This window comes from Aurantivibrio infirmus, assembly GCF_054767315.1.
The window spans coordinates 212,600-234,694 of the sequence record NZ_BAAFSK010000004.1 but is presented as its reverse complement, the minus strand read 5'-3'; the positions used below and the strand labels follow the sequence as shown (position 1 = coordinate 234,694).

The 22,095-nt window shown below is 42.9% G+C and carries 18 protein-coding genes; 9 read left to right on the top strand and 9 right to left on the bottom strand.

Annotation, left to right across the window (positions count from 1 at the left end):
• Nucleotides 1-312 precede the first annotated feature (312 nt).
• Nucleotides 313-3,051: a preprotein translocase subunit SecA gene (gene secA, locus ACYUCY_RS10490; protein WP_460226438.1), complete on the top strand. Its 2,739-nt coding sequence runs from the start codon at nt 313-315 to the stop codon at nt 3,049-3,051.
• A 128-nt stretch (nt 3,052-3,179) separates the two neighbouring features.
• The gene (locus ACYUCY_RS10485) at nt 3,180-4,133 is read left to right on the top strand and encodes a Nudix family hydrolase (protein WP_460226437.1); all 954 of its coding nucleotides are present in this window, start codon (nt 3,180-3,182) and stop codon (nt 4,131-4,133) included.
• Between the two features lie 90 nt (nt 4,134-4,223).
• Here the strand turns inward: ACYUCY_RS10485 and yacG are convergent, their stop codons facing one another.
• From yacG to pilB, 5 genes are read right to left on the bottom strand one after another with little or no spacing between them, the layout of a single operon-like run.
• Nucleotides 4,224-4,424, bottom strand: coding sequence for a DNA gyrase inhibitor YacG (yacG, locus tag ACYUCY_RS10480; protein WP_460226436.1), 201 nt, complete (start codon nt 4,422-4,424; stop codon nt 4,224-4,226).
• A 59-nt stretch (nt 4,425-4,483) separates the two neighbouring features.
• Nucleotides 4,484-5,092, bottom strand: a complete 609-nt coding sequence (coaE, locus tag ACYUCY_RS10475) for a dephospho-CoA kinase (RefSeq protein WP_460226435.1) — start codon at nt 5,090-5,092, stop codon at nt 4,484-4,486.
• 58 nt (nt 5,093-5,150) lie between these two features.
• Complete coding sequence (locus ACYUCY_RS10470) at nt 5,151-6,029, bottom strand: prepilin peptidase (RefSeq protein ID WP_460226434.1); 879 nt, start codon at nt 6,027-6,029, stop codon at nt 5,151-5,153.
• Nucleotides 6,030-6,034: 5 nt separating this feature from the next.
• Entirely contained in the window at nt 6,035-7,258 is a 1,224-nt protein-coding gene (locus ACYUCY_RS10465; RefSeq protein WP_460226433.1) for a type II secretion system F family protein, read from the bottom strand.
• Between the two features lie 4 nt (nt 7,259-7,262).
• Nucleotides 7,263-8,993, bottom strand: a complete 1,731-nt coding sequence (gene pilB, locus ACYUCY_RS10460) for a type IV-A pilus assembly ATPase PilB (RefSeq protein WP_460226432.1) — start codon at nt 8,991-8,993, stop codon at nt 7,263-7,265.
• Between the two features lie 368 nt (nt 8,994-9,361).
• On the opposite strand from pilB, the gene ACYUCY_RS10455 reads away from it, so the two are divergent.
• The gene (locus ACYUCY_RS10455) at nt 9,362-9,787 is read left to right on the top strand and encodes a pilin (RefSeq protein WP_460226431.1); all 426 of its coding nucleotides are present in this window, start codon (nt 9,362-9,364) and stop codon (nt 9,785-9,787) included.
• A gap of 410 nt (nt 9,788-10,197) precedes the next feature.
• Here the strand turns inward: ACYUCY_RS10455 and nadC are convergent, their stop codons facing one another.
• Entirely contained in the window at nt 10,198-11,124 is a 927-nt protein-coding gene (gene nadC, locus ACYUCY_RS10450; RefSeq protein ID WP_460226430.1) for a carboxylating nicotinate-nucleotide diphosphorylase, read from the bottom strand.
• 134 nt (nt 11,125-11,258) lie between these two features.
• A complete protein-coding gene (locus ACYUCY_RS10445; protein WP_460226429.1) occupies nt 11,259-11,783 on the bottom strand; it encodes a retropepsin-like aspartic protease family protein in 525 nt (174 codons plus the stop codon).
• Between the two features lie 339 nt (nt 11,784-12,122).
• Here ACYUCY_RS10445 and ACYUCY_RS10440 point away from each other — a divergent pair, with 339 nt between their 5' ends.
• From ACYUCY_RS10440 to ACYUCY_RS10415, 6 genes are all read left to right on the top strand, one after another.
• Nucleotides 12,123-14,693, top strand: coding sequence for a DUF1631 domain-containing protein (locus ACYUCY_RS10440; protein WP_460226428.1), 2,571 nt, complete (start codon nt 12,123-12,125; stop codon nt 14,691-14,693).
• 181 nt (nt 14,694-14,874) lie between these two features.
• Nucleotides 14,875-15,426 carry a 1,6-anhydro-N-acetylmuramyl-L-alanine amidase AmpD gene (ampD, locus tag ACYUCY_RS10435; protein ID WP_460226427.1) on the top strand — a complete coding sequence of 184 codons (552 nt, stop codon included), beginning with the start codon at nt 14,875-14,877 and terminating at the stop codon, nt 15,424-15,426.
• Between the two features lie 120 nt (nt 15,427-15,546).
• On the top strand, nt 15,547-16,464 hold the full coding sequence (locus ACYUCY_RS10430; RefSeq protein WP_460226426.1) for a hypothetical protein: 918 nt from the start codon (nt 15,547-15,549) through the stop codon (nt 16,462-16,464).
• A 287-nt stretch (nt 16,465-16,751) separates the two neighbouring features.
• Complete coding sequence (locus tag ACYUCY_RS10425; protein WP_460226425.1) at nt 16,752-17,234, top strand: YajQ family cyclic di-GMP-binding protein; 483 nt, start codon at nt 16,752-16,754, stop codon at nt 17,232-17,234.
• 25 nt (nt 17,235-17,259) lie between these two features.
• The gene (locus tag ACYUCY_RS10420; protein WP_460226424.1) at nt 17,260-17,940 is read left to right on the top strand and encodes an ABC transporter ATP-binding protein; all 681 of its coding nucleotides are present in this window, start codon (nt 17,260-17,262) and stop codon (nt 17,938-17,940) included.
• Nucleotides 17,941-18,011: 71 nt separating this feature from the next.
• The gene (locus ACYUCY_RS10415) at nt 18,012-20,537 is read left to right on the top strand and encodes an ABC transporter permease (protein ID WP_460226423.1); all 2,526 of its coding nucleotides are present in this window, start codon (nt 18,012-18,014) and stop codon (nt 20,535-20,537) included.
• Between the two features lie 71 nt (nt 20,538-20,608).
• Here ACYUCY_RS10415 and maiA read toward each other — a convergent pair whose 3' ends face one another.
• Together maiA and ACYUCY_RS10405 are read right to left on the bottom strand one after the other, a co-directional pair.
• Nucleotides 20,609-21,247: a maleylacetoacetate isomerase gene (maiA, locus tag ACYUCY_RS10410; protein ID WP_460226422.1), complete on the bottom strand. Its 639-nt coding sequence runs from the start codon at nt 21,245-21,247 to the stop codon at nt 20,609-20,611.
• 193 nt (nt 21,248-21,440) lie between these two features.
• The gene (locus ACYUCY_RS10405) at nt 21,441-22,049 is read right to left on the bottom strand and encodes a histidine phosphatase family protein (RefSeq protein WP_460226421.1); all 609 of its coding nucleotides are present in this window, start codon (nt 22,047-22,049) and stop codon (nt 21,441-21,443) included.
• Nucleotides 22,050-22,095: the final 46 nt, after the last annotated feature.

Here is a 22,095-nt window from a genome sequence, read left to right as displayed (position 1 = left end):
TAGCTACTTTTCTGTAGCTTTATTCGTTAAAAGTCTGCTCATTTAATTGGAGCTAAATTTTAATTGAAGTTGTTATTTACCTAAATCGCCCCAATAAACCTTGTTGATCTGAGCGATCCCCTCTGCCGTAATAATTAATAAATGGCGGCGAAGGGAAGTGAAAGCACATCTTACCAAGAATTCAATGAACTAGCGGTGGCCTTAAATGGCCTCGATAGTGTAGATTGTGCAACCTTTTACTCTTGTCAATGACTGGGTTATTCATAAGTAAATAACATTCTCTTTAGCAGTAATGCAAAACTGGAACAAATCATGATTGGGAAAATATCTCGCCTATTAGTTGGCTCAAAAAATGACCGAGAACTCCGGAAAATGGGGAAGGTGGTCAAGCGAATAAACGAGCTTGAAGAGTCGATTAAAAAGCTAAGTGACGAAGAGCTAAAACAGAAAACTTCAGAGTTTAAGCAACGTTTGGCGGACGGTGAAAGCCTTAATGATTTATTGCCAGAAGCTTTTGCGGTCGTGCGGGAAGCGAGTGTAAGAACTATAGGTTTACGCCACTTCGATGTTCAGCTAATTGGCGGAATGGTTCTGAACGCTGGAAAGATTGCTGAAATGAGAACCGGCGAAGGTAAGACTCTCGTTTCTACCCTACCTGCTTATTTGAATGCGCTGACTGGTCAAGGCGTTCATTTGATTACGGTCAATGATTATTTGGCAAGCCGAGATGCTGGCTGGATGGAGCCAATCTATAATTTTTTGGGTATGACAGTTGGTGTAATCCAGTCGATGCAACCTGCCGCGGTCAAGCGCGAGGCGTATCAGGCTGATATTACTTATGGCACTAACAACGAATACGGCTTCGACTATCTGCGAGACAATATGGCCTTGCGAGTTGAAGATAAAGTACAGCGCGGCTTAAGCTTTGCGATTGTCGATGAAGTTGATTCGATTTTAATTGATGAGGCGAGAACACCGCTTATTATCAGCGGTGCAGCTGAAGACAGCTCGCAGATGTATAAGCGAGTTAACGTATTAATTCCAAAGTTGAAAAAAGAAATAGAAGCTGTCGAGGGAGAAGAAGGTACACCCGGCGATTTTACAATTGATGAAAAAACTCGCCAGGTAGAATTAACGGAAGCGGGCCACCAATTGGTGGAAGATTTATTAACAGCCGATGGATTATTAGCAGAAAATGACAGTTTATATGCCGCGACTAATTTAGGTTTGTTGCATCACGTTCATTCAGCCCTACGCGCTCATAAACTTTTCCAAAAAGATGTTGATTACATCATTCAAGACAATCAAGTTGTGCTGATTGATGAACACACGGGCCGAACAATGCCTGGGCGGCGCTTGTCTGAAGGTTTGCATCAAGCAATAGAAGCTAAAGAGAAAGTTGCCATTCAAAATGAAAGTCAAACTTTAGCATCAACGACTTTTCAAAATTATTTTCGTATTTATGAAAAGCTCTCCGGGATGACCGGAACTGCTGATACAGAAGCCTTTGAGTTTAGGCAAATTTATGGTCTCGATGTGGTTGTTATTCCCACCAATCAGGATGTCCAAAGAATTGACCTCAATGACCAAGTGTTTTTATCGGTTGAAGAAAAGTACGAAGCAATTATCGAAGATATTAAATCGTGTATGGAAAAAAATGCTCCGGTACTGGTCGGTGTAGGGTCTATTGAAACTTCTGAAGAGGTTTCACGACGATTGGAAAAAGCAAAAGTCGAGCACCGAGTATTAAATGCTAAGTTCCATGAAAAAGAAGCTGAAATTATTGCCCAAGCTGGACGCCCAGGAAAAGTAACCATTGCAACGAATATGGCTGGTCGAGGAACGGATATCGTGCTCGGCGGGAATTGGGAAGCTGAGGTTGCACAGTTAGAAAATCCAACACCGGACCAGATAGATAAAATAAAAGAAGAATGGAAACAAAAACATGCATTAGTTATTGAAGCAGGTGGCCTTCATATTATTTGTACAGAACGCAATGAATCGCGGCGAATTGATAATCAGTTTCGAGGTCGTGCCGGGCGTCAAGGGGATCCCGGACTGTCGCGGTTTTACTTGTCGATGGAAGATAATTTAATGCGTATCTTCGCTTCTGATCGTATTCGTGGATTTATGCAGCGAATAGGTTTGGAGAAAGGTGAAGCAATTGAGCATCGCATGGTGAACAACGCTATCGAAAAAGCTCAGCGTAAAGTTGAGGGCCGAAATTTCGATATTCGAAAACAGTTATTGGAATATGATGATGTTGCCAATGATCAGCGACAAGTTGTTTATCAGCAACGACAAGATCTGCTTGAGTCGGAGTCCATTGAAGATGCGATTACTGGAATACGGCAAGAAGTTGTAGCCGAGACAATAAACGGTTTTATCCCCCCTCAAAGTATTGAAGAGCAATGGGATGTTGCGGGTTTGGAAAAACATTTGGCTGCTGATTTCAATGTGCAGCTACCAGTCCAAAAATGGTTGGATGAAGATGATCAGCTTGATGAAGATGTATTGCGCGGAAAAATAATCTCGGAAGTACAAAAAATGTATGATGAGAAATGCGGGCGATTTGGCGATGTAATTCGCGATATCGAAAAGCAAATTATGTTGCAAGTATTGGATAATCATTGGAAAGAACATCTTTCAAATATGGATCACTTGCGTCAGGGCATAGGCTTGCGCGCCTATGCTCAGAAAAACCCCAAACAAGAATATAAGCGTGAATCTTTCGAGTTGTTTCAATCAATGCTAAGCGAAATCCAAAATGAGGTGATTCGTGTTTTAAGCAGAATTGAGCCCATGTCTCAAGAGCAAGTTCAAGAAATGGAGTTGCGTCAGCGCGAAGCTTTAGAACGTCAAAAAATGCAGCTGAAACATGATGATGCGGCATCTATCAACTCTCCAAATCAAGCGAATCGTGATTCAGACGGCTCAGAAGAATCTACTCAAACTCCTTTTGTTCGCGGAGGGGAAAAAGTTGGCAGAAATGATCCATGCCCTTGCGGCTCCGGTAAAAAGTTCAAGCAATGCCACGGAAAATTAGCGTGAAAATTTAGTATTAACGATATAACAACAAAAAAAGAATCTTAAATTTTAATTACTTTGTATTTCGCAGAAATCTTTGGCTTGCTGAAGGTTTTTTCTGTGAAACTACAATCCGTGTAGGGCAGTTTACTTTGGTTTTTCCTTCTATTCATGTTGCCGTTGGTGTCATCACTGACCCGAATGGAAAGATTTTGATCGCCAAGCGAGCCAAAGATGCTCATCAAGGCGGGTTGTGGGAGTTTCCCGGTGGCAAGCTTGAACACGGTGAGTTGACTTTCGATGCTCTCGCTCGAGAGCTACATGAAGAACTTGGTATTCGTGTATTAACGGCTGCGCCCCTCATAAAAATCCGCCATCAATACTCAGACAAATCAGTGTTGTTAGACGTGATGAGGATAAGCGAATATTCTGGTGCTCCTTCAGGTGTCGAAGGCCAACCTTTATCGTGGGTTGAACCTGCGGAAATTTTCGATATAAAAAATACTTCTTATAAATTCCCCGATGCAAATACAGCGATTTTAAAAGCATTGCGAATTCCCGACACTATGATGATTACTGGTGAGTTTTTGACAGTAGAAACTTTCCTAAAAAAATTGCAGATCTCTCTTGAGATGGGCCTTAAGTTCGTGCAGTTACGTGTTCTAGATCCAATAGATTTAGGCGGGAACATCGTTCTTGAAGCGAAAAAACTTTGCGATTTATACGGCGCAAAGTTAATTTTAAATAGCCGTAATAGCGAACAGTACAGAGAGCGGGTTGACGGTTTCCATTTAACGACTGACGATCTTATGGCCGTTAATCAGCGCCCGGTTGGCCCTGAATCTATTTTGGGGGCCTCTTGTCATACCTTGGAAGAACTCGATAAGGCTATGGAAATTGATGTGGATTACGTAACGATTTCTCCGGTTCTTCTCACTGATTCTCATCCTGAAGATGACGCGCTTGGTTGGGATAAATTTGAATTTCTAGTCGATCAAGCAAAGGTACCAGTTTACGCCTTAGGAGGGATGACTCGTGATAAGTTGGGCCTCGTTAAACAACTCGGCGGACATGGCATAGCTGCAATTCGTGAGTTTTGGTTTTAAATGTATAGATATTTTTACAGTATTTGTATGTTTTAGCGCCGGAAAACTTATCTCCTTATAAATGAGAGCAATTATTGTTACCGTTTCCAGTTACGAAAAATCATTTTCATCCTCTGAAGAGTTAGAATCGAAAACCGAATCCCCACTTATTTTGTGTTCTTCTTTAGCCCAGGCACCAAAATCAATTAATTGACAACGCTTCGAGCAGAACGGGCGGTACGGGAAATCATCTGTCCAAGTAACTGTTTCGTTACATTGTGGACAATTCAGTTTGCTTGGCTTATCTGTCATTGAGCGGTGAACCTTGTTTTTCTTCGAAAAATTTTCGTTTGAAGATTAAACGGATAAAATTATTTTTTTGCGAGAGATTTTGCCATCCGAAGGTACTGAAGATGAAGCTTCTTAACTTCCGCGTGTAAAAAACTTATATCTTGATCATTTGTAATCACATCGTCCGCATATGCTAAGCGCCGATTTCTACTCGCTTGGGCGGCGATAATTGCGCGCACTTGCTGTTCATTATTATTGTCTCTTGCTACTGCTCTTTCAATTTGCAGTTGTTCCGGTACATCAACAACAAGGATTCTTTGCGTAAGTTTGTTTTGACCAGTTTCAACAAGTAGTGGTGATACAAGAATGGCATATTCGCTAGAAGCTTCGGACAGTAAGCGATTTAGCGTTTGATAAATTAGCGGATGTAAAAGCCTTTCAAGCCATTCCCGTTCTTTAGGTTCCGCGAAAACTTTTTCGCGAAGAAGGGCGCGATCCAGTGTCCCATCTTCTTGCAGGATATCCTTGCCAAAATGCTCAGCAATTTGCCGCAAAGCAGGCTGGCCTTTTTCGACAACTATTCTGGATGCTACATCCGCATCGATGATATCAACACCTAAAGACTTAAAGGTATCTGATACCGCTGTTTTTCCGCTACCTATACCTCCGGTTAAGCCGACAATAAACATAGTGTGCTCTGAAATTAGATGCGGAAGTAATTACGTAAGTTACTTGAAGTGATGCGAGCTACGAAAGGCCAACACTATCAAAATAAATCTGAATGATTTTATCACCATATAGGAGGGTGATAAAGCCAGCGATAGCCAGGTAGGGGCCAAAAGGAATAGGGATATTTTTGTCACGTCCTTGTATGAGTATGCCAGCTATGCCAATCACTGCACCTACAAGTGAAGACAATATTATTATGACAGGTAATGCTTCCCAGCCCATCCAGGCGCCAAGCGCAGCGAGTAACTTGAAATCTCCAAACCCCATGCCTTCCTTGCCAGTTAATAATTTAAATAGCCAATAAACAGACCATAAAATCCCATAACCAGCTATCGCTCCATATACTGCTGAATAAATATCTGTAAAAACATCGAAGCTATTTATCAGTAGTCCGAGCCACAATAATGGGAGTGTAATGTTGTCGGGGAGGTATTGCGTGTCGATGTCTATAGCTGTTAAAGCTATCAGTGCCCACAACAATAAAAGAGCCGTTAGTCCTTGCGGTGTCGCGCCATAAAAATAAATCACGTAACCCGCTAGCAAGCCAGAAATTAATTCAATAATAGGATAGCGGATAGAAATTGATTTTTTACAGGAAGAGCATTGCCCCTTTAAAAAGAGGTAACTGATTACCGGAATATTTTCCCACGCTCTGATCTTGTGATTACAGTTGGGGCAGTGAGAATTTGGAAAGCCTAAGTTGAAGATTTCTGTTGAAGCAGAATTTTCAATTTTTAGTAGTTCACAACAATCGTTTTTCCATTCGTTTTCCATCATCTTGGGTAAGCGCAGTATAACGACGTTGAGAAAACTACCAACGAGTAACCCTAGTGTTATCGCAGCGACGACTGTAATCGGGGTGGGTAGTTGTGTGAGAGTGAGATAAAAGCTGCTCAAACTTTCTAAACTACGTTGCCGATTTGGAAAATTGGAAGATACATCGCCACCACTAAACCACCGACGAGCACACCTAGAACCGACATGATTAACGGTTCAAGGAGCGATGTGAGATTGTCTACCATGTTGTCAACCGCTTCTTCATAGAAAACGGCGACTTTATCGAGCATCTCATCTAAAGCACCAGATTCTTCACCGATCGCGGTCATTTGTACAAGAAGCGCTGGGAACATGTTGGAACTTCTCAACGAGTGATTAAGTTGGATACCTGTTGATACTTCATCCTTCACTTTAAGCGTAACTTTTTCATAAACGATATTGCCCGTTGCCCCGGCAACTGATGTTAAGGCCTCAATCAGTGGAACACCCGCTGCGAAAGTAGTGGATAAGGTTCTACCAAATCGAGCCATAATGGATAAATATAAAATTTCACCAACGACAGGAATTTTTAATGAATATCGATCTATTGCCGTTGCGAAAGCTTTTGAGCGCCGTTTGGTTTCTTTGAATATAAAAAATGATGCAATGATCCCAATTAGTATGTAAACCCAGTATGCTTGTACAGACTCTGAAATACCTAAAACAAACAGTGTGAAGGCAGGTAAGTCTGCTCCAAAACTGCTAAATGTCTCTGCAAATATTGGAACCACTTTAATCAACAAGATCGCAGTTACCACAAATGCAACGACTACAACAGCGATAGGATAAGTCATTGCCTTTTTAATTTTCGCTTTAATTTGTTCTGTTTTTTCTTTATAGAGCGCAATTCGGTCAAGCATCGTTTCAAGTGCGCCTGACTGTTCTCCCGACTCAACGAGGTTGCAAAAAAGATCGTCAAAATATTTAGGATGCTTTCTTAGAGAGGATGCAAATCCGCCACCGGCTGCGACATCTTCTCGAATCTCCAAAATAAGTTCGCGTAGCGATGGATTATCAAGCCCATCCGCAACAATTTCGAAACTCTGAACAAGCGGTACCCCCGCTTTCATCATGGTTGCCATTTGCCTAGTGAATATGGCGATATCCATTGGTTTGATTGCTTTTTTACCGCTACCAAATAGGGGCTTAGGTTTTCTGCGCACACCTTTGGCACGAATCCCTTGCTTCATCAGCTGGGCTCTAACCAATGCTTGGCTTTGACCTTTTATTTCGCCTTCTATCTTGTTGCCTTTCTTATCAAAGCCTTTGTAGATAAAAACACTTCCGCTGGACGCAGTTGCAGTCGCCATTTTCTTAATCCTTTGTTACCCGATTCGCTTCTTCAAGACTGGTTAAGCCGCTCGCCGCTTTTCGTAGAGCCGACACCCTTAAATTTCTAAAACCTTCTTCTTTCGCTAACTCCGCAATTTTAATCGAAGTACCGCCTTCCATTATAAGGCTGGATATCTTGGGCGTAATGCGAACTACTTCATACACGCCCACTCGGCCTTTATATCCATTTGTGCACTGAGAACATCCACCAGGGTGAAATAGTTCTATTTCTTCCCGGGGAATGCCAATGTTATCGAACCCTTCTTCCTTGAGTATTTCTTCCGGTATATCTGTTGCGGGTTTTTTACAGCTATTACACAGTCTTCGTGCCAATCGTTGAGCAATAATCAAGCTCACTGTGGTCGCCACGTTGAATGCAGGTACTCCCATATTTAACAATCGTGTCAGCGTCTCTGGAGCGCTATTAGTATGTAATGTTGAAAGAACCATGTGACCTGTTTGCGCAGCCTTTATACCAATCTCAGCAGTTTCTAGGTCGCGTATCTCACCAACCATGATGACATCTGGATCCTGTCGCAAAAAAGACCTTAAGGCTTCAGCAAAAGTTAGGCCAACCTTGTTGTTCATTTGTACCTGGTTGATGCCCTCTAGGTTTATTTCTACTGGATCTTCCGCGGTGGAGATGTTCCTTTCGCTGGTATTTAAGATGTTTAGGCCAGTATATAAAGAAACGGTTTTACCACTACCTGTTGGCCCCGTTACTAATATCATTCCTTGAGGTTGTTGGAGGGCATCCATAAAAAGTTTCTTTTGGTCTTCTTCATACCCAAGTGCATCAATTCCGAGTTTCGCGGAACTTGGATCGAGAATACGCAACACTACTTTTTCACCAAATAAAGTTGGTAGAGTATTAACACGAAAATCGATAGCGCGATTTCGGGATATTTTCATCTTGATTCGGCCATCCTGAGGAAGCCTGCGTTCTGAAATATCCATCTGAGACATAACTTTTAAGCGGGCCGCTAATCGAGTTCCTAGATTTTGAGGTGGGCGCGTCATTTCTTGTAATATTCCATCGGTTCTAAATCGAACTCGATATGACTTTTCATAGGGTTCAAAGTGAATATCGGATGCGCCACCTTTAATTGCGTCTAAAAGAACTTTGTTAATAAAGCGAACGATTGGTGCCTCATCGACTTCTGCACCATCACCATCATCACTAGGGCCATCTTCATCCACGGCCTGAATATCTAAATCATCAAGTGAGTCTTCGTCTAGTCCACCAAGTGCGTCACCGATGGATTCTTCTTGTCGATTAAAATACGCTTCAATAGCCGCCTGAAGTTTGTCAGCTTCAACTAGAATCGCTTCAGTGGTTTTGCCCGTATTAAATTTAATTTCATCTAGGGCGTGGAGGTTGGTGGGGTCTGAAACGGCTACAAACAAGCGATTGCCGCGCTTAAATAAAGGTAGGGCTTGATGTTTTTTTATTAGCTTCTGGTCAACAATCCCTGTGGGAATACTCAGCACGTTAAATGAATCGAGATCAATAATAGGAGTTCCGAATTCTTCGGATGCAGCAGTTGCTATGCTTTTTGAGTCAAGGTCCGTGGAGCTGACAAGCTGCAAGGCAAAAGGCGTCTTGTTCTGCGCGGATTGTTTAAGGACGTCGAGCGCCGTCGATTCATCAATTAGGCCATCGTTTATGAGGCGTCTCGCCAAGCCGCTGATTACCGCTGTGTTTGAGTTCATTGATTAAGCCTAAATATTAAGCCGAATTTCGACTGGTCTATATCCTGAATTAACTTTTGTCGCTAACACTATGTAAATTATAGTTTTTAGTCAATTCTTAACCGCCGAAGTTAGTGAAAGTATAGTATAGACGGTCAAATTGAAAAGCTAATACTATTTACTGATGCAAATTCCCTGAAATTGGAAGATTCTGACAAAAAATGTCAGAAGAATAATCGATTATTTAGGCTCAGATTAGAAAAGTTAAGGTATTTCAGGGGTGTTCCATAGTTGGCCCGCTTGTTGCTCAATACTCACAAGTGCCAGAAGGAAATCATTGCGAACCCTCTGGTGTGTTAATTTAAACAACGCTATTGGAGTTAACTGTAATGAAAGCATCTATGAAAAAACAAAGTGGATTTACCTTGATCGAATTAATGATTGTGGTAGCAATTATCGGCATTTTGGCTGCAGTCGCTCTGCCAGCCTACCAGGATTATACTAAGCGAGCGAAGTTTAGTGAGGTTGTGATTGGCACTTCTGGTCTTAAAACCGCTGTTGAAATCTGCGCTCAAGATTTAGGCACAGTCACAGGTTGTACTGACGGTGCAACTGGTTCAGGTTGGTCTATTGCTGCGTTGCCAGCTGCGACCACTTACACTGCTACTATGACAACCACAAATGGAGTTATCACAGCTACTGCTGTTAGTGCGCTAGGGTTAAATGGTGAGACTTATATTATGACTCCGACCTTCGCTAATGGCGCCGTCACATGGGCTAAAACGGGCACCTGTGTAGGAGCGAATGTTTGTTAAGGAAGTATTTGATTTAAAAAAAGCCCCATTGACGAGAGTCATTGGGGCTTTTTTTGTGGCTAAGGCTATAACCTATTTGATTCCAGAAAAAGACTTCACTAATAGTGTTTTGGTCAAGTCTAAAGGAGTATTTATATCGCGGCTCATCCAAACGGAAAATCTTGTGCCCCCTTTTTTAGAACACAATCTTCTCTACCGTGAGATGTCTTCATTCACAAACCTTTGGCATTATTGAATGCTATCCGAGCTAGATATTTTTTGAGATTTTCGAAAACCGCTATGGCTAATTTTGCGCCGTTGGGTTTTTGATGTTTTTCTCAAACGGCGGACGCTACTAGTTTTAACTTTTGCTGTATAAAATGATGGCTGGATGTTGGAGTAAGCAGTCTCGCTCAGTTTTATCGAGTTGCTCAGGATTTAACATTTATCTTCATGGACAGGTCTATTGCAGTAAGGTTTTTTGTTAACGAGCCAAATGATGCGTAATCCGCAATACCCGAAAGTCGGTCAGACACTTCTTTAATTTGTAAATTTCCTGACGACTCAAATTTCGAATATCCTTTTTCTAATAAAGAGCTTTTCTGTAATTCTTCGTCGGAAAAATTATCAAGCATTATGACATCTGCTTTTGCGGCGAGAGCTTCCATTAATTCTTCCAAATTCTCAACTTCCACTTCGACGGTTTTCCCTGGGTTTTGTGTTCTAGCGGTTTTAATTGCATTCGTAATGCCATCGCATGCGGCAATATGGTTTTCTTTAATTAAAAATGCATCGTATAAGCCAATACGGTGATTGTGGCAGCCGCCGCACCGCACTGCGTATTTTTGTGCGCTTCGCAGTCCCGGAATTGTTTTTCGTGTATCGAGTATTTTTACGTCTGTACCTTTTACAGATTCTGAAAATTGGCGGCTCGTGGTTGCTGTGCCGGATAATAGTTGCAAAAAATTCAGTGCTGTTCGTTCGCCGGTTAATAAGCTTCTACTGTTGCCTTTTAACTGACACAGTTCTGAGTTTGCTTTAGCGAAATCGCCATCGGCAACCTTCCAATTAATCTCAACGTCCGCATCCAATTGTTTGAATACTTCGTTAACCCAATCAATACCACAGATTACGCAGTCTTCCCGAGTAATGATTGTCGCAGTAGAATTTTGCTCCTTGGGTATTAGTTGGGCGGTGATGTCGCCTTCGCCAATATCTTCTTCTAGCGCAAAAGCTACGACGCGCACACGGTCTGTCTTTAAGTTTGGAATGTCGGCGGAAAAATCTTTTTTTAGCCTACTATCTTTGGAGGGGTATTCCTTTGAAATTGATTCAGTGCCGGGTTGCAGTGTTGACATGGTTCTATGATATTCCGAGTTTCTAGGGTTTTTCGAGATTAAAATAAAGCGTGCTGGGGTCGCTGCGCATTGTGAAAGGAAGGGATTCTAGCAGGCTCTTGCGTCTGGGTTGATATTTTTGTTTGTTTGGGTGGTTAACGTAGGTTTTGTCTCAAAGTTAGCTGATTGTCTTTTTGCAGTAACTCGACCTGGCGCAACGCACTCATTCCCAACAAAACCTCGTCATCGCCACTCATACCCGGATTTATTGAGGCCCGAACGTCGGTAAAGCGAATTGGCCCGATCGCGAGTTCGTCTATCACAGTTGCTCTTACTTCGATTGTCCCGTTAGCTGTTTGAGCATAGCCGCGAGGTCCTGCCCGAAGGCCGAGTTGTTCAGCGAGCTCACTAGGTACGACAACTTCAGTCGCACCTGTATCAAGTAAGAAGGTCACTTGCTTGCCGTTAATCGTCCCAGAGGCAAGGTAATGGTGGTAGCGATTAGCTTCAAGCACGATTTCGCGAACTGCTCCAGTCTCATTGGCAAAAAACTCCTGGTTGGGATTGATCTGGTGCCTTTCCCAACGCGCAAATATCATTGCTAAAATTCCTAAGACTAGTATCCAGCCGATCGTTAGCATTCCGCGTCCGAGTGATTTTCCTGGCGGGGTATTCGTCATTTCAGTCAACCATCCTTTTTGTGAGCTATCGTTATCGTTACTCAGTATTGATATTAGAAAGTGTAAAGATCAATTAAATTTGAATATAAAGTGAATAAAAAACTAATTTTGTTATTCCTTTTTGTGAATAGCTTCTCGATTCTGACATTTTGCCAGTAGCGTCTTGAAAGCCACATATATACTGAATGCAATTGCTCACAACAGTGATGTTAGAGCTAACTCCTGAGGTAATTAGCGCTTGTCGCAGAACACCACAGGTGGAATCCAGGGTAACAGACCACGATGGTTTTTGCTCCGGTACGGTTACTGAACTGAACGATTGTTAGGAGAGTTGTCACCATGCAGCCAGGTGCGAAGGTGGTTCCTATTAAGGCCAAGAATTCTATGAAAGCGGGTGATCGAGCGAAGTTGGCAAGATTGCCTGCGCCAGTCCATCAGGTTCAAGAAAAAGGTAAGCAATGCCTGTTGAAGTCCTTAAGGTCATTATTTGATAACGCTGATGACGCTTTGTTCGAGTTAGCTGATAAGGCTACCAATAACCAAGACCAAAACTTATATTTTGATTCAATGCGAGAAGTACGTATTCGTCGCCGGCAAATGGAAGCCCAGTTTGCTGATGAAATTGATAATGCGTTTATGGCCCTCATCAATGAAGCTGCGCCAAGCACTGAAGAGTATTTTGATAGTGTTGATATTTCTGAAGATGGTTTAAGTCTTGTTGAGCATGACGAATTAGAGGAATTGGTTGCGGTCGATTCGATGGTCTCTAAATCGAATGAGTTCTGTGGTGAAAGCCTACAATACCTTTCCTTGAGAATAGATAGCCTGGTACCGCAAAAAGTTTATCAAAAGAATAATCCTGTCGGTCCTGCTGTCGTCTGCGAGTCTTTCGTAAAAACCACGCAACAACTTGATGCCGATATTAAAGCGAAATTGGTTTTATTTAAGTTGTTCGATAAGTACGTGGTTAGTGAATTGCATACGGTTTATGAAACATTAAATACCTTGTTAATCGAACAAAATATTCTTCCGTCCTTAAAGCATAGCCGACCTCATCAAAACTCTGGCCGACCCAATGGGCAAGGACAGGGTAATCCAGTTCATGCAGTTCCTGGAAATTATCAAAATGGTAACCAGCAAGGCGGTAACGGATATCAGCAAGGCCCCGCGCATCAAGGTAATGTCCAGCAAGGTGGCGGGCAACTGGGTTCTTCACATCAAGGCGGTACTTCTTACGGCAATGCTGGTGGTGGAATGCCGCAAGGGCAAGTGCCTGTAGGCCAAAGCAATGGAGCGGTTGGCAATCATTCGGGCACTCAAGCGAATGCTGCTACTCAAGGCTCAACGGGGCAGGGTGGCGCCGGACAAGTCGTCAACGGTTTCTTAGCTAATGATGAATTGTTAGGTGCGTTGTCTCAATTGCAGACACAACAAACGAACACGTGGGGAAGTAATCCCCAGGTGACGTCGATCTCTTCTTTGCAAACTGATGTTGGAGCGCTTCTTTCACAAGTTATCCAAAACCAATATGGCCCACGAAAAGTCGGTGAATTAGAATCCGACGTGATGAACCTCGTCAAAATGTTATTCGATTACATTCTTGATGACCGAAATCTTGCGGAGCCAATGAAGGCTTTAATTGGGCGTTTACAAATACCTATTCTCAAAGTGGCGATAGTTGATAAATCTTTTTTCAACAAGGGTGGGCATCCCGCACGTCGCTTATTAAACGAAATGGCAACGGCTTGCCTAGGTTGGCAAGAAGATGCGAAAAACGAAGAAGGGATTCCCTCTGACGCTTTATATCAAAAAATAAATAATATCGTACACACCTTGTTGAGTGAGTTCGAAACAGACGTGTCAATTTTTTCTGAAATTCTTGCAGATTTCGTTTCGTTTATCGATAAAGAGCGCAAGCGTGCATCGATACTAGAGCAGCGTACAATTGATGCGGAAGATGGCAAAGCTAAAGCCGAGAGCGCTAGGCACCAGGTTAATGCGGCGTTGCAAGAAAAAATAGACGGTAAAGAATTGCCGGCCGAGATCCAAAAAATACTTGATGAGGCCTGGAGCAACGTTCTATTTCTTATCTGTTTACGAGATGGTCCGAAAAGTGACTCATGGCAGCGTGCCTTGCAAACTGCGGAAGATTTAGTGTGGAGTGCAACCGTAACACTCGACCAGCCGGGGCGGCAAAAATTGCTGGGGATGATTCCCGATTTAGTTAAACGAATTCGCGCTGGCTTAGAAAAAATCTCCTACAACCCGTTTGACCTAACGCAATTACTAAATCAGTTAGAAAAGTTGCACATGCACCGTTTGCAGGTAGCAAAAAATGCTGCTGTTGATTCAATGGAGTCGAAAAGGTCAGCGTCTGAAACCTCCAAGGCAGACGTTGCTGAAGTTAAAACAGAAGCGAAAACAGCAGCAACAAAAACGCCCGTGACGGATGCTTCTAAGACCTCGGAAGCTCCGACGTCAGCAGCAAAGGTAGAATCATCAATTAAACCCGCGTCAGATAAGCTAGAGCAAAAACCAAAGGCGGCTATTAGCGCAGCCCCGGTTGCGCCAAAAGCGACAAATCTGTCAAAGCCTAATACCTCAGCGGCTATTGCGAATATTGATGAGAGCTATTTCGCCCTGGTCAGTAAACTCACTCAAGGGACATGGTTTGAAATGTCTGAAAATGGCGGTAAAAATTTCCGCTGTCGTTTAGCGGCAATAATTAAGGCGACTGGTGTTTATATATTCGTTAATCGCAATGGTATGAAGGTAGCTGAGAAAAGCAAAGAAAGTTTGGCTCTTGCGATGAAAGATGGAAATTTGCGCTTACTCGACGACACTATGTTATTCGATCGAGCGCTCGAATCCGTTATTGGCAATCTGCGCGCTTCACGCAAGCCTAGTTAACTTCTATCTTGTTAAATTTACCAAGAACCAATCGAGGGCTTTAGGCAAAAGCCTTCGATTGACAGCTGCTCTAATTCGCTAATTGTAGAGTTCAGACCTCAAGCCGAGCTATCCCTCTTTCACTAGCTATGCAATAATCCCCGAGAATTTCGATCTCGGATGAGTGCATGGGTTCTGCCTAGTGAATTTCCAAGTTGTGAATGGCTGGCTCCAGCCTGCTGAAATAATCCCATCTCCTAATTTTGACTCACGGCCTCTGGGTTGTGATGTTGATTTGTTGGTTATTCACAACATTAGTTTGCCCCCCGGTGAATACGGAGGGGGTGATGTGCAACGTTTTTTTTGTAATACCTTAGATTGCCAAAAACATCCTTATTTTGAAAACCTTATCGATCTTAAAGTGTCTTCACATTTGCTAATTGATCGCCAGGGTGTGGTGACTCAGTTTGTGGCTTTTGATAAGCGCGCTTGGCATGCGGGTCGGTCGAATTTTTATGGTCGTGAGGCATGTAATGATTTTTCGATAGGGATTGAGTTGGAAGGCGTTGATGATCAAGCCTACTCTGAGTGTCAATATCGAAGTTTGATAGCTGTTACCAAAGTGTTAATGAAAACTTTTCCAGCATTAAATAAACAACATATTGTTGGTCACAATACAATTGCTCCCGATCGGAAAACTGATCCAGGTGAGGCTTTTGATTGGGATCAATATCTGCTTGCTTTAGATAATTAACTCAGCAGGGATATTTGTTTCAACTGAGTAACTAATACGACAGTCAACGATATATTTTAATGGTCTTGTTGGCGTAATTAAAATTGGCTCTAAGCATCAATCAGTGAAGGGGAGTAAGAAATGATATTTTTAACGGTGTTAGTAGCTTATTTACTTATCCGTTGGTGGGGATCTGCAGTACCTTTACATCATGATCAATGGTTCCATCGTTGGTGCGATAAGGTTGCTGAGCTAGAAGTGCTTAGACCTTATCCAGGTTTGGTTTTTGCCGTTTGCCTGCTTGGCCCTATTTTGGCTTTGTTTTTTATCACCGCTTTGCTCGTCAATGTCTCACCTTGGTTAGAGATGCTAATCGCGGTGCCGGTTGTTTTGTATTCTTTAGGTCGTGGTAGGTTTACGCGAGTGATTTTGGATTACCTTGATGCAAGCGAAGCAGGCGACTGGGAGCTTGCGATTAACCGTTACGCGAGATTAATCTCAGTTAGCGAATATGTTGAACCGGAAAATGATCCTGAAGCGGCGACGTCTCACTCCTATGATCAAAATAATTACGAGTTTTCTGAAGGCGATTGGGGAGGGTTAAATCGGGCGATGTTTTCTGCGGTGTGCTACCGAGCCTTTGAGCGGGTGTTCGCCGTTTTGTTGTGGCTTATCTTAGTTGGGCCGGCGGGGGCTTTGATGTATCGATTAAGCGCACTTTACCTTGAGTCAGAAAACGAAAAAATAGATAGTGATGTTGCTGCTCGATGGTTATGGGCGCTTGAGTGGCCGGCAGTTCGTGCTATTGGCCTGTCATTTGCGCTCACCGGAAATTTCGCTAACTGTATTAAAAACTGGCAAAACTATCTCTGGGATTTTGAACGATCCTCGGAAGAAGTGATTCGTTACTATTGCGAGGGTGCGTTGAGTGTCGAAGACAATGAGCATAGTTTTGACAATATTACATCACGGGAATTTAAATTAACCCTGTCACTTTTTTCAAGAACAATAATATTCTGGATTTGTGGTCTCGCGCTAGGCAGCGTCTTTATAAATTAAAAAATTATCTCGAAAGCGAGATTCTAAGATAGTGGCGTACAGCGTGAGAGTTGCTTGATTAGTCCCAATAAAAATAACAATTAGTTTATATGTTGACTAGTAATCCATATTGCAATTGGATTCGTACAATACTCAATAAGCGCCATTCGAAACACTCCTATGGTTATACTCCTATCAGAGAGCGAAAAGACTTGTAATGATTGAGGTATCTCGGGTGGATATTATTGCCTCAATTTTTCAAACTGCTATGATTTTTATTAGTGCAAATTTACAGAGGAGGTTTTTGTATGCCGTCGTTTGACGTTGTTTCCGAAGTCGATAAGCACGCCCTTACCAATGCTGTTGATCAGGCAAACCGAGTGATCACAACGCGATTTGATTTTAAGGGAGTCGATGCAAAATTTGAGCTAAAAGATTTTCAGATAAGCCTCAGAGCGGATGTAGATTTTCAGTTGGTACAGATGATAGATATCCTGAAAGGCACCTTACATAAAAGTGAAATTGATATTGCTTGTTTGGACGAGTCAGAGCCCCAAGCATCGGGAAAGCAAGTAAAACAAGAAATATTGGTCCGGACTGGTCTAGAAAGTACGCTTGCAAAAAAAATAGTTAAGCTAATCAAAGACGCTAAACTAAAAGTACAGGCACAGATTCAATCCGATCAAGTGCGAGTGACCGGTAAAAAACGCGATGATCTTCAGCAAGTTATGCAAATGTTGAAACAAGCGGACATTGAGATGCCGTTGCAATATACAAATTTTAGGGATTAATTTTATTTTTCGAGTTGATGTGTAAATGATAAATGCTAATTCAGTAACCAAAAAAGTTAAAACAAGTGAAGGAGAGTTGGTGATCCTTGACAGCGTTTCGTTAGCTGTTAAGGACGGTGAAAGTCTTGCCATCGTGGGTGCCTCGGGGTCGGGAAAGTCGACCTTACTGGGAATCCTGGCGGGCTTAGATACACCAACAAGCGGCGAAATAATGCTTAACGGCTGCAACTTAACCTCGATGGATGAAGAAGGTCGAGCGAAAGTAAGAGCGGACAATGTTGGTTTTGTTTTTCAGTCATTTCAATTGCTACCAGGATTAAGCGCACTCGAAAATGTAATGATGCCGCTTGAATTACATGGTAAGGCGGATGCTGAGGAAAAGAGTAAAGCTTTTTTACAGCGTGTCGGTTTAGAAAATCGCATGAATCATTACCCCAAGCAACTGTCGGGCGGTGAGCAGCAACGTGTGGCAATGGCAAGGGCCTTTGCAAGCGAGCCTAAAATTTTATTTGCAGATGAACCTACTGGTAATTTGGATTCCGCAACGGGATTACGTGTCATAGATTTGTTGTTTGATTTAAATAAAGAGTTGGGTACAACACTGGTCTTGGTGACCCATGAGGATCGTCTCGCTCAGCGTTGTCAGCATCGCATTGAGTTGGAAGCTGGCAAGGTTATAAATTCCGTGATGGATAAGAATGCTTAGCTAAGTGTTTTAGTGCTGGTAAAAAATTAAATAGTTAAAGTTATTTTCTCAAGCATAAATAGGTTTATTTCATGTTAGCGTTTCGCTTGTTATGGAGAAATTGGCGTAGTGGCGAGGTTAAAATTCTTGCCAGTGCATTGATGTTAGCGGTTGCTGTAGTAACGGCGATTAGTGTATTTACCAATCGTTTAGAGATTGCGCTGGTAAAAGAAAGCGCCGCGTTTCTTGGTGCAGATCAAGTCGTTGAGAGTTCACAAAATATTTCGGAGCGTTGGTTTGTTGAGGCGGAGCAATTTGGTGTCGAACAAGCACGTGCGGTGGAATTTATCTCCATGGTGTTTTCATCGGACACCATGAACTTGGCTTCAGTGAAAGCCGTTACCCAAAAATACCCACTGCTCGGCGATTTATTGGTAAGTGAAGTTCCCTTTGCCGTTGCCGATAAAGACATTTCTATTGCTGAAGGGATTCCCGCGCCAGGTGAGGCTTGGGTAGATTCGCGTTTACTGCCTTTGTTGGAAGCACAGCTAGGTAGTGAAATTCAAGTGGGTGACAAACGCTTAACGGTGACTAAAGTTATCATCAGCGAACCTGACCGCGGCGGCGGCATGGCGATGATAAGTCCTCGTCTGTTGATGAATGAGCAAGATCTATTGGCAACAAATGTTATACAGCCTGGTAGTCGCGTTTCCTATAAGTGGTTGCTGTCTGGCACAAATTCGCAACTGGATAAAACGCTCGAATGGTTGCAACCCAAGTTAACCGACCATCAACGTTTATTAAATTTAGAATCCTCACAACAGCAGCTCGCGAACGCATTGGATCGAGGTAAACGTTTCTTGTTACTGGCAGGGATTGTCGGTGTCTTACTTGCTGGGGTTGCAATAGCAATTGCCGCACAACAATTTGCAGCTCGACACGTTGATCAGGTCGCGTTGATGAAAAGCCTCGGCGCTGGTGCAAATAAAGTTCGATATCTATATGTCATGCAGCTGCTTATTTTAGCTGCTTGCGCTGCTCTAGTTGGACTCGCTGTAGGTGAAATTATTCAACGATTGGTAACAACTACGCTGGCGTCATTATTCCCGGTGGTGCTGGGCTCCGCAAGTGTCTCTGCTTATGGTACCGGCGTTATGACGGGTTTTGTGTGCTTACTTTTTTTCGCACTGCCGCCGCTCTGGCATCTGCCGACGATTCCCCCGATTAAAATCCTTCGCCGCGAGTTACCAATAAAGCATTTGCGCGCATGGGCGCAAGGTAGTTTCGGTGTGGCTGCGGTGTTGTTATTGATTTTTATTTATAGCGGCAATGTGTTTTTAACTTTTTCTGTGTTTTTAAGTTTGGCTGCGTTAGTAACAATCGCCGCCTGCATTGCTTGGTGGATGCTAAGAGTGGGAAGGCAGTTGGGTATGCGCGCAGGCAGCGTTTGGCGTTTGGCTCTTGCCAGTTTGCAGCGAAACCCCGGTCAGAGCACGATGCAGATTTTAGTTTTTTCTACGGCGATCATGTTATTGCTGGCGATGACGGTGATTCGCACTAGTTTAATTGGCGAGTGGCAATTACAGTTGCCAGAAAATGCACCGAATCATATTTTTCTTAATATTGCTGGCGGCGAACGTGACGCAATTCAATTAATGTTGGATGAGAATGAGCTCGATGTTGATGGAGAGTTTTCGCCGATGTTACGTGGGCGATTGACACAGCGAAATGGTGAAGCATTTTCTGAGGAAACCCGTGAGGAAAACTGGGTGCTTCGCCGCGAATTAAATTTCAGTTGGACTGATAAACTGCCTGAGGATAACGAGATTGTAGAAGGCGAGTGGTTTTCTGTTGGCGCAGAAAAAGTGAATGTCCCGAATGAAAACGCAAATGAAGTTGAAGTGATTGGTGGCGTTTCTGTTGAAGTTGAAGTTGCGGAACGACTGGGCCTCGCGATTGGAGATGTGCTTCAGTTTAGCATCGGTGGTCTCAACGCAAATCTTCAAGTCCAAAATTTTCGCAGTGTTAATCGCGATTCTTTTGAGTGGTATTTATTCCTAATGGAGCCTGGCGTCTTGGATAAGTTTTCTCCGGTATATCGGCGGGATGTTTATCTGCCGGCGGAGAAAAAATTATTTGTTAATGATTTATTACTTGCTCATCCGACAGTAACGGTATTTGAGTTTGATAAAATTCTTGAGCAAATTCGCAATATTGTTACTCAAGTAAGTCGGGGAGTAGAGTTAGTGCTTTGGTTGGTTATCGTCGGCGGACTTTTAGTCTTGTTAGCAGCCGTTAACGCGAGCATGGATACGCGTTTACAAGAGGCGGGTTTGTTGCGTGCCCTAGGCAGTCGTCGCCAATTAATTTTAGGCAGTGTCTGGACAGAATTTTCTGTATTAGGTTTTTTCGCGGGTTTATTGGCGGTGATTGGCTCTGAAGTATTGCTGTTGGGTTTGCAGTTTTGGATTCTTGACGTGCCTGTTCAGCCACACTTGATGATTTGGGTGTTAGGTACGCTTATCGGAACAGTGTTGATTGGTTTGTTGGGTTTGATCAGTTGTCGGAGAGTCGTAACCGCCGCACCTGCCGTCGTTTTAAGGGAAGCTGCCGCTTGATTTTCAGTTCGTATTCAAATGTTTTAAATAAAAAAAAGCCACATTAATGTGGCTTTTTTATTAGATTCTAATTATTCAGCGTCAGGTTGGGCCTCGGGTGCCGCGGCTAAGAACGCAGGGTGTTGTAACAGCGCCTCGTTGATCCTAACAAGATTTGGGTACGCGCTAAGATCGGTGTTGAGTCGATTAGCATTGGCAATTTGCGGAATTAAGCAGACATCGGCCAACGTGATGGTGTTGCCATAACTATAGTCACCGCCGTAGTTGGTGACGAGATCTTCTAAAGCTAAGAATCCTTTGCTTATCCAATAACGATACCAATTATCAACATTATCTTGATTTTGTTTGAGTTCGTCTCGTAAATAATTTAAAACGCGCAAATTATTTAATGGATGAATGTCGGCGGTAATTAACTGTGCCATCGCGCGAACTCTGGCCCGACCCGCGACAGTTTCGGGTAGCAAGGGAATATCGGGATAGCGTTCTTCCAAATACTCAATAATTGCATTAGATTGTGTATAACTTTCACCGTCATCGACAAGTGTTGGGACGAAGCCTTGTGGATTTAGTTCTTTATAGGGCGCAGAGTGTTGTTCACTACGATCTGCTTTTAGGCTTACGGGTATAGTTTCAAAATCTAGTGCTTTCAAGTTAAGCGCAATACGAACACGGTACGCGGCGGAGCTGCGGTAAAAGGAATATAGTTTCATCGTGAATCACTCTTACTTCGGTCAAATTAACGGTGGTTTACTTTACTCGGGTTTATTTTATTATTGTTTACTGTAAGCATTATCGTCGTAATAAGTGAGGTAGTTTTGCGTCATCGACTGCAAAGCAAATTTGAAATCATATGCACGCTAGCACCGAAAGTAACATAGAGTGCAGGCTTTGCAAAAGTGAAAATTACCAGCGTTCCAGATTCGCGTATTTTTTGATCAGGAATTCCCTGTCGTTTGAAACCTCGATAATACTGTGACAGCAATTTTCCATTTTGGGCGGTCGCCAGAAATCTTGCAGATTGCGACCTTCAACATGAGTCAAAATACTCTTTATGAAAATACCATGGCTTACCAGCAGGATTGTTTCATTCGGGTTATCGCTTACAATTTTTTTGAAGCTGGATAACGCGCGTTGTTGTAGTTCGAAAAAAGTTTCCGCACCAGGAAATTGAAAAAGCGACGGGTCACCCCAAAAATGTTGATGAGGTTCAGGGTGTGTTTTTTCAATATCCGCGTAAAGTTGTCCTTCCCATTCTCCAAGTTGAATTTCTCTTAGTTGATCATCTAGTTGAAGCGGTACCTGATGATGTTCCAAAATTTGATTTGCTGTGTCGCGAGCTCTAATACTGCTACTGGAATACGCGCGACTAAATGGAATATTCTTTAGCTCGCTAGCAATTTTTTGAGCTTGCTGTATACCTAGCTCGGTAAGAAAGGAATCGGTTTGACCTTGAATTCTACGTTCTAAATTCCAATTAGTTTGTCCGTGTCGAACGAGGTGTACTGTTGTCACATTTCTATCCGCTAGTTACGTTGTTGCCTAATAATTAAATGCAAAG